General features: G+C 54.3%; 13 protein-coding genes and 1 tRNA gene. 7 read left to right on the top strand and 7 right to left on the bottom strand.

Annotated elements, in window-relative coordinates:
- Positions 1-15 precede the first annotated feature (15 nt).
- The 3 genes from hmcC to hmcA are packed head-to-tail and all read right to left on the bottom strand — an operon-like array spanning position 16 to position 3,944.
- The gene (gene hmcC, locus ACK5LI_RS08200) at positions 16-1,185 is read right to left on the bottom strand and encodes a sulfate respiration complex protein HmcC (protein ID WP_416948083.1); all 1,170 of its coding nucleotides are present in this window, start codon (positions 1,183-1,185) and stop codon (positions 16-18) included.
- Positions 1,186-2,289, bottom strand: coding sequence for a sulfate respiration complex iron-sulfur protein HmcB (gene hmcB, locus ACK5LI_RS08195; RefSeq protein WP_416948081.1), 1,104 nt, complete (start codon positions 2,287-2,289; stop codon positions 1,186-1,188).
- Between the two features lie 23 nt (positions 2,290-2,312).
- The gene (gene hmcA / locus ACK5LI_RS08190; protein WP_416948079.1) at positions 2,313-3,944 is read right to left on the bottom strand and encodes a sulfate respiration complex hexadecaheme cytochrome HmcA; all 1,632 of its coding nucleotides are present in this window, start codon (positions 3,942-3,944) and stop codon (positions 2,313-2,315) included.
- Positions 3,945-4,455: 511 nt separating this feature from the next.
- Between hmcA and ACK5LI_RS08185 the strand changes: the two genes are divergently transcribed.
- Positions 4,456-5,280: a sugar phosphate isomerase/epimerase family protein gene (locus ACK5LI_RS08185; protein ID WP_416948077.1), complete on the top strand. Its 825-nt coding sequence runs from the start codon at positions 4,456-4,458 to the stop codon at positions 5,278-5,280.
- Positions 5,281-5,763: 483 nt separating this feature from the next.
- Here the strand turns inward: ACK5LI_RS08185 and ACK5LI_RS08180 are convergent, their stop codons facing one another.
- Both ACK5LI_RS08180 and ACK5LI_RS08175 read right to left on the bottom strand, forming a co-directional pair.
- On the bottom strand, positions 5,764-6,240 hold the full coding sequence (locus ACK5LI_RS08180) for a hypothetical protein (RefSeq protein ID WP_416948075.1): 477 nt from the start codon (positions 6,238-6,240) through the stop codon (positions 5,764-5,766).
- Entirely contained in the window at positions 6,233-7,306 is a 1,074-nt protein-coding gene (locus tag ACK5LI_RS08175) for a 4Fe-4S dicluster domain-containing protein (protein ID WP_416948073.1), read from the bottom strand. Before ACK5LI_RS08175 ends, ACK5LI_RS08180 begins: the two co-directional genes overlap by 8 nt.
- Before the next feature lie 193 nt (positions 7,307-7,499).
- Here ACK5LI_RS08175 and ACK5LI_RS08170 point away from each other — a divergent pair, with 193 nt between their 5' ends.
- The 6 genes from ACK5LI_RS08170 (at position 7,500) to ACK5LI_RS08145 (ending at position 12,632) form a co-directional block, all read left to right on the top strand.
- Entirely contained in the window at positions 7,500-9,167 is a 1,668-nt protein-coding gene (locus ACK5LI_RS08170; RefSeq protein ID WP_416948071.1) for a sigma-54 interaction domain-containing protein, read from the top strand.
- 320 nt (positions 9,168-9,487) lie between these two features.
- Positions 9,488-9,563: transfer RNA gene (locus tag ACK5LI_RS08165), tRNA-Val, on the top strand.
- Positions 9,564-9,988: 425 nt separating this feature from the next.
- Entirely contained in the window at positions 9,989-11,134 is a 1,146-nt protein-coding gene (locus ACK5LI_RS08160; protein ID WP_416948069.1) for a hypothetical protein, read from the top strand.
- A 4-nt stretch (positions 11,135-11,138) separates the two neighbouring features.
- The gene (locus ACK5LI_RS08155; RefSeq protein WP_416948067.1) at positions 11,139-11,465 is read left to right on the top strand and encodes a hypothetical protein; all 327 of its coding nucleotides are present in this window, start codon (positions 11,139-11,141) and stop codon (positions 11,463-11,465) included.
- A 213-nt stretch (positions 11,466-11,678) separates the two neighbouring features.
- A complete protein-coding gene (locus ACK5LI_RS08150; protein WP_416948065.1) occupies positions 11,679-12,320 on the top strand; it encodes a hypothetical protein in 642 nt (213 codons plus the stop codon).
- Positions 12,321-12,323: 3 nt separating this feature from the next.
- Positions 12,324-12,632 (top strand): helix-turn-helix transcriptional regulator, encoded by a 309-nt coding sequence (locus tag ACK5LI_RS08145; protein ID WP_416948063.1) that lies wholly within the window; start codon positions 12,324-12,326, stop codon positions 12,630-12,632.
- On the opposite strand, the gene ACK5LI_RS08140 is transcribed toward ACK5LI_RS08145, so the two are convergent.
- Complete coding sequence (locus ACK5LI_RS08140; protein ID WP_416948061.1) at positions 12,559-13,614, bottom strand: tyrosine-type recombinase/integrase; 1,056 nt, start codon at positions 13,612-13,614, stop codon at positions 12,559-12,561. The genes ACK5LI_RS08145 and ACK5LI_RS08140 overlap by 74 nt on opposite strands.
- A gap of 448 nt (positions 13,615-14,062) precedes the next feature.
- A partial coding sequence (locus ACK5LI_RS08135; RefSeq protein ID WP_416948059.1) for an IS3 family transposase occupies positions 14,063-14,338 on the bottom strand: 276 nt, incomplete at its 5' end.

Genomic DNA, 14,338 nt, shown 5'->3' with positions numbered 1-14,338 from the left:
TCTCCTTGCAGTCGCCTAGTGGGCGTCCTTGTAATCAGGATGCTCGAACAACACGGGCATACGGTTGGCGATAAAGCGGTACGCTGTGATGATGAGCGTTACGATAAAGACGGAAATGCAGATTTCCATCCAGTGCGGGAAGTAACGCTCATCAGCGGGCAGCTGGTAGTTGAAGGCCACCAGAGACACGTTGAAGCGGTTCACCACAATACCGAGTACCGCAAAAACAGAACCGGTGCGGACAAGGGTTTTGTTCTTTTCACGTACGCCAAGAGCATACAGGAAGGCAGGCAGTGCCACGAATCCGAGCATTTCGACCAGGAACCATGCACCGTAGCCGGTGGCGAGGTAATGCCAGTCGTTGTCCATGGCTATATCCATGGTTTTGATGAAGAAGTAACCGGCCAGTACAAATGCGGCAGCCTTGCCGAACCCGAATACTACTCCGTCTGCTTCGTCAAGGTGGGTTTTATCCATCTTGTCATGCAGGCCTTTGTGGGCCAGCGTGCCTTCAAAGATAACCATGGAAAGACCGGCTACCATTGAAGAGATGAAGAAGAACACCGGCAGGAACGAAGAGTACCAGAGCGGGTGCAGCTTGCTGGGGGCAATCAGGAACAGAGCGCCCAGCGAGGACTGGTGCAGAGTGGAAAGCACTACGCCGAAGATGGTCAGAACCAGAGTCAGTTTGACAATGACGTTGCGGATTTTGCGCAGACCAAGCCACTCAAGAGCGGCAGGCGACCATTCGATGAACAGGACAGTCAGATAGGTCATAACGCACAGACCCACTTCGAACAGCAGCGAGGTAGTACCCTGCGAGTAGAAGATGGGGTAAGGCAGGCGCCAGGGCTGACCAAGGTCGTATGTCAGCGCGATAACAACAAAGAAGTAGCCCAGAAACGCCGTGGTAATGGCAGGACGTACTGCAGAGTGGAAGCGCTTGAGACCGAACAGGTAGCAGGCGGCGCTGGTTACGTAGCCGCCGGCAGCCAGAGCAACACCGCACAGGAGGTCAAAACCGATCCAGATACCCCAGGGGTAGTTGTTGTCAAGGTTTGTAACGGCTCCGATGCCTTGTGTGAAGCGGATAAAGGTAATAATCAGGCCGCCCACAAGAATAATGGCCGTCAGGATGTTGCCGGGCGTCATCCATCCGTTACGCGTGTTCTTAATGTCAGCCATTTATGCTTCCTCCTCGGGTTTTTCTTCCCCGGGCTCGGCGGATTCAGGTTCGTTTGCAGCGGCAAGGCGGGCTTCAAATTCCTTTTCAGCCTCTTCCTTCGCCTTTTTCACTTCACGGGCAATGGCTGCTTCTTTTTCTTTCGCAGCCTTGTCCATGGCAGCCTGAAGCTTTGCTTCGGCTTCTTCTTTAGTCTGAGTAACGGCACTGCGGACAGCGGCGTCCTGCTCATCCTTGGCAATTTTGTCTTTGCGCTTGGAAATGGCGTATGCACCGGTCAGCAGAACGGGCCAGATGCCCACAACCATGGGGACGGAACCGAGCGCACCGGCAGTAAGTTCCTGCGCGGCCTTGGTGCCGAGTTCTTCGTTCTGGCCAAGCTTGTTGAAGGGCACACCTGCAAGATACATCCAGCTGGTACCGCCCATTTCGTATTCACCGTAAATGTGATCAACGTAACGGCCGGGGTTTTTGCTGATGCGTTCGCGGGCTATGCGCAGCAAGTCTTTACGCTTGCCGAAGGTAAGCGCCTCTTTGGGGCACTTTTCCACACAGCCGGGCAGCTTGCCTTCTTCCAGACGGGGGTGACACATGGTGCACTTGGTCACCAGCGGGTTCAGTGCTTCGCCATATTGGTAGGCAGGCACGTTGAACGGACAGGCGACCATGCAGTACCGGCAACCTACGCACAGCTTGGGATTGTAGGTGACGGAGCCGTCAGGATTTTTGGTGAATGCTTTAACAAAGCAGGCAGATGCACACGCAGGTTCCAGACAGTGGTTGCACTGTTGTTTGCGGAATATGGGGTGCTCAAGGCCTGCCACGTTGTATTTGTTAACAACGGTATATGTGTTGTCGTCAGTTCTGCGCTTGGTATCCAGCACCGAAAGGTCGTCAAACGGCTTTTCGGGTTTGGGCAGATTGTTCACCTCTTGGCATGCCTGCTCGCACTTGCGGCAGCCGATGCAGCGGGTGGAATCGTGCAGAACGCCGTAGCTGTCGGGGTAGCCGGTAAAGCTATGATTGCCCCCCGCGGCGGCGGGCTTGCCTGCTGCCACCGTAAGTCCGGTGGCACCAAGCAGGCTCAGAAAGGTTCTTCGACGCATGGACTAATCTCCTTGCTTATTTCCTACAGATCGCGTTTTTTGTGACACTCGTTGCATGCCGTGTTGGCAGGCTTTTCAATCCGCATGGCGGTGTGGCAGTTCATGCACTGCTGGTGGTAAGCCGCTTTCAGGCCGGGGCGGTCGCCCTGACTGATTTCAAAAGGCTTGCCGTGGCAGGTTGCACATGCAGGAGGTGTCTTTGAAACGGGACTGTTGTGGTGGCAGCCCTGACAGAAAGTGCCGGGGTCGGTGTGGAACGAGGCAGCAAGTTTGTCGCCCTTGATACCCGCAACCATGGTCTCGATGATCTTGCGGTGCGGGAAGTCCACGGCTTCGTACTCATTCACCATTGCATCAATGGAAACGCGCTCGGGAATGTCCTTAAGGTCGTAGGTTCCTTCGGTGCGCTGGCGGCTGGATGCAACCAACAGGCCGACGGAAGCACGCTGTTCCTTGCTGAGAGCTTCTGCGCCTTCGGGTGCAAGTTCTGCCGGTACGTTGTGGCAGCTTGCGCACGAAGAGTCGGGGGTGGTGTTGGGCACAAAGGTGTGGCAGCCGGCGCAGACGACTTTCGCCTTCTGCTGGTTATGGCAGCCTACGCAGCTTGCATCAGCCTGTTTGGCGTGCATTGCCTGCGAAAGCTGTACAAAAGCGCCTTCCTTCTTGCCTTCGGTCGTGTGGCATTCGGTGCAACTAGCGATTTTTTCGTGATGGCAGACGCGGCAGGTGTCGTTAGCCTGCTCGTGAACCTTGTGGTTAAAGGCTACGGCAGCTGTGGAGTCCGCGGTTACTTCTTTCTTGGTAACGGGCTTGTTGCTTACGGGGGCGATTACGGTAGCGTCGGGCTGACCGCGCATAAGGCGGGGTACATCTTTCACTACTTTGATTTTTGCCTGTGCTTCGGCAGTGTGGCAGCCGGCACAGTTAACGGGGCCGGAATCGGCACCAGCTTTGGCGGTGTCCATGTGGCAGACTACGCACTGCTGGTGAGAGGCATCGGCAAAAGTAGAAATGGTCACGCCGTCAGCGGTTACGGGTTCTGACTTGTGGCAGGCGCGACAGCTGTCTTCTTTGTCTTTTTCCCAAACGGTTTTCTTTGCTGCCTTATCGTAAACGTGGTGACAGGTACCGCAGTTTACGTCTGCACCGGCAACGGGCTTGATGCTTTTTGCATCAATGTGGCGGAAGTGCAGCGATTTATCCATGCCTATTTCGATCCATGCAGAGTCGGATTCGGGCTTGGCAACGTGGCAGCTGCGGCATTCGCTTTCAATGGGGCCGGAGTCCTGACCTGCATTGACCATTTCGGTATGACAGCCGATACAGTTCTCGTGATAAACTGTCTTCAGCTGGTCGGCACTCTGGTCTTCAGTACGCTGAAATTTAAGAGACATCTTGCCGTCCACGGTTTTGTGGCAGGTGGCACAGTCTTTATCCTTCAGCGCTGCAGTGTGTTTGTCATGGCGGAACGAGGCGGGGGGCAGCTCCAGATCTCCGAATTGTTTAATGACTTCAATCCGGATAAGGTCAGAGTTGCCGCCGCCCGCGGGTTCGGGCATGGCATTCGTGCTCTGGACCAGGAATCCCGATGCCGAAATGACGGCAACGGCAGCCAGAATCCCTGCCCATTGCAGCAGTGATCTTTTGTTCAACATAGTGGCAGTCCTTTGAAAAATGGTGAAACGCATCCTCAGACATCCCTGTACCGTCGTGCGGTCAGATCCCCGTGACCACATTTCGGTAAGCCTGCGGGCAAAACACAAAAAAAGCGCGACGTGCGACCAAGCAGAGAGCGACGGCTGTCTGGTTGTGCCGGTTGTCGAGCCTGTTTCTGCGCATGGCAACCTTCCCCGTAGGCGTTTGCGGTAGGTATGTCGGACTTGTTCCGGTACGGGGTGGCGCCCCGCGGGCGAGCCGGTGAAGAACCGAATACCCTACCTGCATGGTATGAATTATTTCCTACCGCACAGGTATGCGATTATCAATGTTGCGTCAAGGGAAAAAGTAAAAAATCGTTGCTACTAAATGATATACACCATGTTAGTGAGCGGTTATTCATATGAGGAAACTCGGCGTGAATCAATCTTTTTTCCTACTCATTTGGCATGTTATTTTTTGTATTAGCACTAAACAGGCCTTGCAGTGCCGGTGAAGGATAGCGGAGCTATGCGTCATTTTGTAAATTTGCCGCTCAGTTTTGCGGCGGAGCATGAACACTACATTGATTTTTTTATGAAGCACAAAATTCATCCGGAATTCGGGATGGATACTGTGGCAGTGCAGGAATTGACCGAAGACTGGCATCGAAAGATGGCAGTGTTATTTCAGGAGCAGGGGCTGGAATGCACAGTACACCTGCCGTTTTTTGACCTGCATCCCGGGAGCCTGAATGACGGAATTCTTGAGGCAACGCGGCAGACTCTTCGAAAAGCGGCGCAGCTGGCAGCGTTATATCGACCGGTGGTGCTGGTGGGGCACCCTGCTTACGATAAGGGCCAGCATCCTCCGCATCATTCACAATGGTTGAAGCGAAGTGCGGAAACATGGCAGATGGTGCAGGAACGGGCAGGGGGAGTTCCGTTACGGCTGGAGAATACCTATGAGGTGAGCCCGCATCCGCTCGCGGAACTGGTCGACCTTATGGATGAACAAAATGACAGGGTGTTTGATGTGGGAATCTGTTTTGACATCGGGCACTGGTTCAGCTTCGGGCAGGGGCAACGTTACAGTAATCTGGATGACTGGCTTGATGCGTTCGGCGCCAGAGTGCGCCATCTGCACCTGCATGACAACGACGGAACCGATGATTTGCACCTCGGGCTGGCCAGTTCCCTGATACCGCTGGAGGATGTGTTTGCAGGGCTGGAGTCGCGGGGAGTGAAAACCACCGTAACTCTGGAGCCGCATACAGAAGAAGATTTTGAAATCAGCAAAAGGTATCTTTCCGGAAGTTCGCCAGCCGTAGCTGCGTTGCGACGGATTGCAGTGTAGCAGGCAGGCGTTGGAATTGAGGAAGAGGATACACGACAAGCTTCGTCAACTGCTGGAAGACGAAGATGAAGGCTGCTGTGTACGCCTGCGCGAATACAAAGTAGGCGCAGGCTGAAAAGCTAAATCAGTGCTCGGTCTGAGCATGGACGAAGCGGATGAGGATGAAAATGTTCGGATTACCGTTGAGGACGTCCCTGTGATTGCGGAAAAGACTTCAAAGTGTTTCTCGGTGACGGAGCCCCATTGTATTGAGTGCTGTTACTGCGGAATAGCACAGCAGTATCTACCACATTCCAGTGCCTCAGGCAGAGCAGCCTCCTTTCTGTAGCGGAAAGGAGGCTGCTTCGTATCATACCGATGAGTGGCGGGCTGGTGCATATGATAACAGGGCACGAGAGTATTCCCATGCCCCGTCGTTCGGTGCCTGTACGTTTGTGCAGGCAAGGCTACCGTGGATGCGCAGCGCGGTAGCCTGTATGTAGATTAATTCAGGGTTTCGGCTTTTGCTTCAAGCCACGCCTTGCTGCCGGTAGTGCGGCAGGATATGGCGACTATTCCAAGAAGCGCTGCAAGCCCCAGATGCGTCCAGTCGATGAGCATGGTGGCAATGGGCGACCAGTGAAATGAATGCAGGTTTTTTGCCACACGCATATATCCGGTGATGATAATGGCGATGATTATTGCAAGCCGTATGATGCCGCTCATGGTCAGCCGCCAGTGGTGGCGATAGTTGAGTATGAACATGGTGGCCAGCCAGCCGCAGACAGTAAGAAAAACCCCTGCGCTGACGTAGTGTACTATGTGTGTTGCTATAGGGTCGGCGCTCCAGCCCAGTCCGGGAATGTCCGCCAGATAATACCGTTTGAATATGGGCATCTGCCCGATACCGCTGAATGCAAGCATGGCAACGCTGATAATCCATAGATAGATGGCGGGCTTTATTTGTGGTGCACTATTCATGACGGGCCCCTTTGCTGGCCGAAGAATTTTTTTCTGCAGGTGTATCGGGCGTCTTGCGTTCATTGCGCAGCACACTGACCATCTTCAAAGTGCCTGCCGCTAATCCTGCAAAAGGCGCAAGGACTAGCGCCCGTGTAAGTTTTTCCTGCGGAGCAAGGGCGTTTTTTACGGGTTTTAGGTGCGGGCTGCCTTTACCGTGCTTAATAGCCATATCAAGCAGTTTAAACGGTACAGGTGAAACATATACCGTGCTTGTGCCGCCTGCTTCTTCCAGTCCGTAAATGAATCCGCTGATGGATTGCGCAAGTTGTTTTGCTTTGGCGATAATTTCATCCCGCGGGCCGATCTGCTGAACGTCATACGGGCATGCCTCAACGCATGCAGGCTGTTCGCCCTGTTTCACGCTGTCATGGCAACGGTCGCATTTATACATGACACCGTTACCGGCGAAGCGGGGCATAATATCAAGGTATAATCCCACGCCGGTCTGCCTTTGCGGAATATTCCACGGACACGCCTGACGACACTTAGCTCCGCCCAGACATATGTCAGGATCAATGCGCACAGTACCTGAGTCTTCTTTGTACGAGGCCCCCCACGGGCACAGGTTGGCGCACAGCGGATTGTCACAGTGCATGCAGCGGCGGGGGATGTTCAGATCATATTCCTGTCCGTTATAGGTCACGTTGGCCTGCTGGACAGTCAGCCAGTTGTATGGCGTAAGGCGGTCTTCCACATCGCGGCGGGAAGACCAGTCTGCCGGCTTTGCCCGGTCGGGAAACATGGCCGGAAAGGGCTTTTCCGGTTCGGGGTATTTGTGGCCGTTCCGGGCATGGCAGGCGCTGACACAGGCACCGCAACCTACACACTTTGTCAGATCAAACATGGTTGCCATAGGTTCTGCCGCATTCTGCGGTGTTGCGGCAGCCGCCTTGGCAGGTAATGAGGTGACAGCTGCACCAGCTATGCCTGCAACGCCAAGCGTTGTCAGAAATTTGCGGCGGCTGACCCGCGTGTTGCGGTCTGGACTTTTGTTACTCAGAGAGGAAGTGCCGGATTGTGTCATTATTGTGTTCGCTTACATGGTAAGAGTTGGAAACTGTTGACAGTGCATAAAGCACAAAACGTGCCTGATTTTTATGATGCCCGTAATTTATTGAAAAGACATTGATAGTTCCACTGGCTGTGACCTTCGGATTGCGCATGGTGTTGAAAGTGTCTAATCATATGCTTAGACAAATGCTCAAAGAGGGCCGGAAATGAACAGTACGTCAAAATGCAGCGATATGGTGGCAGAGGTTGTGGCAACTATCAGTGAAGGGTTGATGCTGGTTTCGCCACAGGGCCGTATAGAGATGGTTAACCCTGCTTTGGAACGCCTGACGGGGTATTCTGCAGCGGAGCTGATCGGGCAGCCGTGCACTATACTGGGGTGCGAGGCATGTCATGAGGCCCGTAAGGGTGCCATAGGCTGGTGCAGGCTTTTCGAGCGCGATACTGACAGTCATAAACGCTGTGAAATCGTACGCAAGGATGGCGTGCGGGTGCCCGTATCGAAAAATGCCCGGGTAGTACGCAAAGACGGAACCATTGCCGGAGCTGTAGAAACGTTTACTGACCTTTCTGAAGTTGTGGAGCGCGACAGACGCATCGAGGCTCTTTCCCGGATGCTCGATTCCGGCGCCGGATTTGCAGGAATGGTGGGCTCCTCTCAGGCTATGCAGCGGGTGTTTCGCATTGTGGAGCGCGCGGCGGAAAGTGACGCGCCGGTACTGATACTGGGACCGTCAGGCAGCGGCAAAGAACTGGTGGCGCGGGCTGTACATGATCTGGGACCGCGCCAGCGAGGACCGTTTGTGCCGCTGAACTGCTCCGCCCTGAATGACGCGTTGCTGGAAAGTGAACTGTTCGGCCATGCCAAAGGCTCTTTTAGCGGTGCTATCCGCGACAGGCAGGGTAGGTTTGAAGCGGCGCATGGTGGAGACCTGTTTCTTGACGAGATAGGTGACCTGCCGCCTTCCATTCAGGTGAAGTTGCTGCGAGTGCTGGAAACTAAGCATATTGAGCGGGTGGGCGAGAATCAGTCCAGAGAAGTGGATGTGCGGATTATCTGCGCGACACATCGTGACCTGTGGTCAATGGTCCGGATGGGGGCCTTCCGCGAAGATTTGCTGTACCGTATCAATGTCATTCCTGTGGTTTTGCCTGCACTGCAGGAGCGTAAGGAGGATATTCCCTTGCTTGCCACTCACTTTGCGGCGGGTATCCGCCAGCGTACAGGAAAGGATATTGAAGGCTTTACTCCGGAAGCCATGCGGAGCCTGACAGTCTATTCCTGGCCCGGTAACGTGCGCGAATTGCGCAGTGCTGTGGAATATGCCTTTGTGCTGGCAGATAGCGGCAGGTTGGGCATAGCGCACCTGCCTCAGCACATAGGTTATGGCACAAGCACTGACTGCGGTCCTCAGGGGATGGTCGCAGATGCTGCCGTCATAGATGGTGCTGAGCGCGGCAAGCAGAAAGGCGGTTCACGTGGGCATGGCGGAAGAATAATAGAGTATGGGGGTGGTGCACAAGATCACAGCAACGTCGCCCTCACTTATCAAGTGCCCGCAGTTGATGAGAGCAGGGAGGGCGGTTCGCCTGCTTCCTCAAAAGCTCAGAAGTTTTTTTCTGCTGGTGAAGAACATATTGGTGTCAGAACGGGGGAGACGAAGACCGTCGGAGGAGACTATGGAGCCTTGCAGCGGCATGACGCAGAAGTTGAACGCGACGAACTGGTACAGGCGCTACGTGTGGCAGGGGGGAACATGACTCAGGCTGCAAGGATACTTGGCGTACACAGAGGAACTGTGCGAAACAGGATGCTGAAGCATGGTATCGATTTAAAAAAAGAGATAGCCGCCAGAGGATGGCAGCTAGAATAACGGACGTCGCCTTCAAGCAGACCCTGGTGACCACGCTGTGCAGCGCAAAGGGCTGATATAAGCATGTTGCGCTGCATGCAACACCACCGGAGCGGATAGAGGCGTCTTCTCCCCAAGCCGCATCGTCTCCGGCGATCGCCAGATGGTCGGGTGCCCTGACGCTGTTGCTTGCTTAGGTGGAAATTTGTCTGTACCAACGGGCTGCGAAGGCGACGTCCATGCACTATGTATCGGCGCTGTAGCAGCTTTCTTTAGCAAATAATTTTTTTTGAAAATATCTGTTGACACCGAGAGGGCGTTTCTATAGAAACCCTCTTCACGGGCGGTTAGCTCAGTTGGGAGAGCATCGGCCTTACAAGCCGAGGGTCACAGGTTCGAGCCCTGTACCGCCCACCATCAAAAACAAGGGTTTATTGCATACAAAGCGATGAGCCCTTTTCCTTTTATCTACCCTATATCTACCTAGTCTTAGTTTTTTCTCGTCTCTTATTTCTTTTCGGATTTGACTCGCGCGGCCCGCGGAGCGGGGCGCATCCTTCTTGTCTTGGGCACGGGAACCTCTACCCTTTCCCCTTCCCCCCCTCTCCCCCTCTAAAAGGGGGCACGGGAACCTCTATTAATGGGCCAGCGCAAGTTGGTGCGTGTCTTGCCGTGCGCGGGTCCTTTGGCAGGGGTCAAATAACAGGGGTCGTGGCAGGCGTGTTGCGTCTGCGGGTGTGGGGTCTGATTTTTTTTGAAAAAATGAAAATGGTGCATTTTTTACGGTGGTCTAGCTGTTGTGGACGTCCGTTTGCCTGCTTTTTGGCTGATGGGGGTGCGGCATGAGTAAACAGCATGACGACACGAAAAAAAGCAGCAGCGCGGGCGGGCGCAAGACCAGACCGGCAAAGAACACGCACAGCGCGAAAGTGGCAGAGGCCGCAATGCAAGGCCACGAAGATGAGCAAGGCAGAGCCATGCAGGAGAAGGTCGGCGGCAGCACCCACGCGGAAAGCGAGAAAGGAAAGGGCCGCAGCCGAAATGCCAAGGCGCAAGGTTCAGAAAAAGCCAGCAGCGAGGCCGCCAAAGCGAAGGCCGGAACTGCCAGTGCAAAGAGTAAAGGTAAGCAGGCAAAGCAGAGTACGGGCAAAGGCAGCAAGGCGCAAAGCGCGAAGCAACCGACTAAGCCGCGGGTTGATCTGATTGCGGACACGCTGAAACAGCGCCAGCCGCGCAGTATGCCCATGACCACAGAGGGTCTGCCTGACTATGCCGCGCTGGCAGAGCAGGTACGGCAAGAGATAGCCGAAGAGCGCAACGCCTGCTGGCGTGCGGCGCAGGCAGAAGACAAAGCGCAAAAATTAAACCCGGAACTGGAAGAAGCGCCCGAAGGTTTGGACGTATGGAAAGCCGAGTTGCCACCCCAGCGACCTGAGCGGCCCGACGTGGCCACCATGCTGGACTATTGCCAGCGCAACGAACTGGGCGACGCAGAGCTGCTGGCCAACTACATACGCAGCAGGCACCTGTATGACCACGCCACACAAGAATGGATGGAATACGACGGCATACGTTGGGTAAATGACGGACGGGTGAAGAATGCGCAGCGCGCCGTTACTGACATAGCCGAAGACTATGAAGCAGCCGCCTTTGAGCAGCTAGACTACGCCGATGTGCGCACAATGGAAATGCAGGCAGAGATTGCCAAGGAAGAAGACAAAGACGAAGCAGACCGACTGCGCAAAAAAGCAGAACGCATTCTTAAAGGCTTACGCAGTAAAGGGCAGCGGCTAAAAGAGCGGGCACGCCTACTGCGCGGACGTAACCGCATAAAAAACGTGCTGGAAATGGCAACATACGGCGCGCACAGTCTGGGCACCACCGGCAAAGAGTGGGACAAACACCCCACCCTGTTGCCATGTCTGAACGGCGTAATTGACCTAGAGACAGGCCGCCTGTTGAAGCCTTCGCCGGAGTACCCCTTTTGAGCGTGTGGAAAGAATCATTGGTGCTGAAGCGAATAGGAGGCTCAAGAGCCTCTCTTATGATGAAAAGGAAAGGTTGTTTGGCGTGTTGTCTAGGATTGTCGAGGGGAGATACAGGTTCCGTAATGCATTGCGGGATATCGCTAACGGTAGGGATTTTATGTGCAAAAAATGCAGGCTGAGCTTGGCGAGTCAGGAGGCCGAAGGCGGCCCGACTGTTAAAATTTCTGAGCAAGGCGACGTGGTATGCCCCCTCTGCGGTGAATGCCTAGAGGCATACGACCCGCAGTATGTTGCATCAAAAGCCCTTGCCGCTGGTGGGGTTGTACTGTGAAGCGGCCATGGGTTTTTTCTGCAGGTCCGCACGATCTGCCCCAGTTCGGAGTGATGTAATGAGCGCGCCCGACCGCAGGCGCTGCCCGGTATGCCAAAAAATACCGGGCGCTGAGGGATACTGCCCCGAATGTTTCAGTGGGCGTAACCGCATACGTATCAAAGACAAATCAGGCCGCTGGGTGCTGGTTTTTAAGACACCGGAGGAGCTGCAGTGCAATGCCAAAGAAAAGCGGACGAAATAGCCCCTATGGATTGCTGCCGTCTTATTCTGGCTACGGAGCGCGGCAGCGAGTTGAAGCAGTGCAAGGCGTGCCCCCACGGCGCGGAGCTTATCAGAACCGCAGCACGTAAAGAGGATAGGGAGCGCGAAAGGGCAAGGCTGCTGGATTGTTTGCCGGAAACATGGGCAGGAGCCACGCCGGCCCCGCCACCGGACTATGGAATGGACAGCCCCCCGCTTGCTGCTGTGCCTGCGCCGCCGCCTGTGATTGATATGCAGCCATGCGGCAGTGACGGGGCCATGCTGGATGCGCTGGCAAAGTCGAAGCCGAAACCGAAGCTGAAAGCAGCGCAGAGGCAAGCGGCAGAGCCGGAGCAGGACAACCCGCACATTCGTGCGCTGCGCAGAGTTGGCAAGCGCCTGCATGGTCGCTGGATAAATCAGGGATATGTGGGGCTGCAGTACCTGCGCAACAAAGTGAATGCGAACTCGACCAAAACGCAGATGTTGTCCGTTAACGGGCTGTGGAACTTGCTGTATGCACAGGGGCTGACAGTTCGGTACGGCGGCGCAGGGAACAGGTTCAAGGTGTTGGTGCTGGATGAAGCTTGGAACCGCTTCATGGAGGAATAAGGGATGAATATTGATACTGAACTGTTAGCTCAAATGGTACGTGACGAGTTGCGCGCGGTGCTGCCCGAAGTCCTGCGGGATGCCGCAGCGCCCATCTTGGAAATGGAGATGCTGAGAAAAAAGAAATACCTGCGGCCTGACGAAGTGGAAAAGCTCTATGGATTAAAGGCCACAACGCTATCCAACAAACGCGTACTTGGCCTTGGCCCAAGATATATTCAAGACAAGGACAGAGGCTCTATTCTTTATCCTCAAAAGGACGTTGAAGCATGGATGCAGGCTCGAAAGAGGCGGACTTATGACCAGCAATAAATATATTCTCAATCGTACGAACGGCCTGCCGCTTGGCATCGGGGCACAGGTGGCTGTATCTCTCGGTCATTGCAATAGTGCTGTGCCCCATCAGTTCCGCAATGACATACAAGGGCACGCCAGCCATGGCCAGCCAAGAGCCAAAAGTGTGACGCAACGTGTGAAAAACAACTTTGTGTCTGTTGTCAGTGACGCCGGCATTGAGCCCGACCGCATCCACTGCACGCATAAACGTTTTGCTGACCGTGGAACTTTGTTTGCCGTTACGGGCAGGAAACAACAGCGCAGTGGGAGAATCAGGCAGAATCTGTCCAAGCAGCGTATTCAGGCTTGGAGTGATATACGCGGTACGGGAACCTGCTTTGGCGTCCATGATGTGAATGACGCCGCTTTCAAGTTCAATCTGCCCGGCCTGCAAAGAAAGGACTTCGCCTGCCCTCATGCCGGTGTGAAGGGCCATAAGAGCAACCGCGTACATTTGCGGGCTGCGCTTTTTCAATTCATCCAGCAACAGGTGCGCTTCTTCCTGAGTAAGCCAGCGTGTACGAGCATTGTCCACCTTGGGCAACGTTACTTCTGCAGAGGGAATCTTGCCGCTGTAAACGCCCCATGCGGTCATTTTGCGGTAAACCCTGTGCAACAGGCTCAATGCATGCCGGACAGTCTGAGCAGAACGACCGGACTTAATGAGATCAGCCTTCAACCCCTCAACGTCCAAAGGCTTGATACTCTCAAGCGAGAGTTCTCCGAGGGTTGGCTCTATCAGCAAGCGGTAGCGGGCACGATCAGTTGCAACGCCCTTTACTTGATACAGGTGGCGTTCGTCATACAGCTGCCATGCTTGGTTAAGGCTAATAGCTGCACGCTTACGCGCTGCAGGGGGCATATCGCCGTGACGCAGGCCGCGCAGGCGTTCAGAGCGAATCTCGCTTGCCATGGCCGCGGTGTAGCCCTCGCTACGGCGGCCAACCTTTTCCCACACCTTGCGCTGGTCGTGTCTATATCCCAGCCGGCAATCTGTCGAAAGGGCAAGGCGTTTGCCGCGGGTTGAAATAGTTAGCCCAGATGAGTCTGGATGAATGTAACATTTGTTCAGACTTAAGATTGCGTTAGTGCAACAGGGCTGGCTTTTTGTGGATATGACTTCTGGATTGGATAGAAGATTTGCCGGATTTTGGGTGAAGACTCTGTAGTAACTCTCTATCTTGAGGTTGCTTGTTTAATCAGTCGTGTAACTTGCTTTTCGCCGCATAACATCCCCTCTTTTCATAGGTAGTTATAGTCTTTGCGGTAACTATAGAAGCCTCCGTTTCCTGAGCATCTTGACTTTCCCCTCCTGAGCTTTTTCATAGCTCGACAAGGCCTTTCATGTTTCGAAAAACTTGGAGCACCTTGATGTAAAAAAGGCAGGATGAATCGCCACTAATTTACTAGACACCCCCAACTTTACTAACAAACTTTTCTTCAAATTTTATTGGAGATAAGTTGCCATTGTGTCCATGGCGGCGAATCGGGTTATAGAACATCTCTATATAATTAAATACGTCCTGCCGGGCCTCTTCCCGGCTTCTGTAAGTTTTCCGCTTAATTCGTGCTCGTTTGAGAAGTTGAAAGAAGCTTTCTGCAACCGCGTTGTCGTGGCAGTTGCCACGTCGGCTCATACTGCAGACAAGATTATGAGCCTTCAGAAATGAAAACCAGTCGTG

The organism is Oleidesulfovibrio sp. (genome assembly GCF_047973035.1).
Lineage (GTDB): Bacteria > Desulfobacterota > Desulfovibrionia > Desulfovibrionales > Desulfovibrionaceae > Oleidesulfovibrio.
The sequence above is the reverse complement of the archived record's forward strand: the minus strand, read 5'-3'. Positions and strand labels throughout refer to the sequence as shown.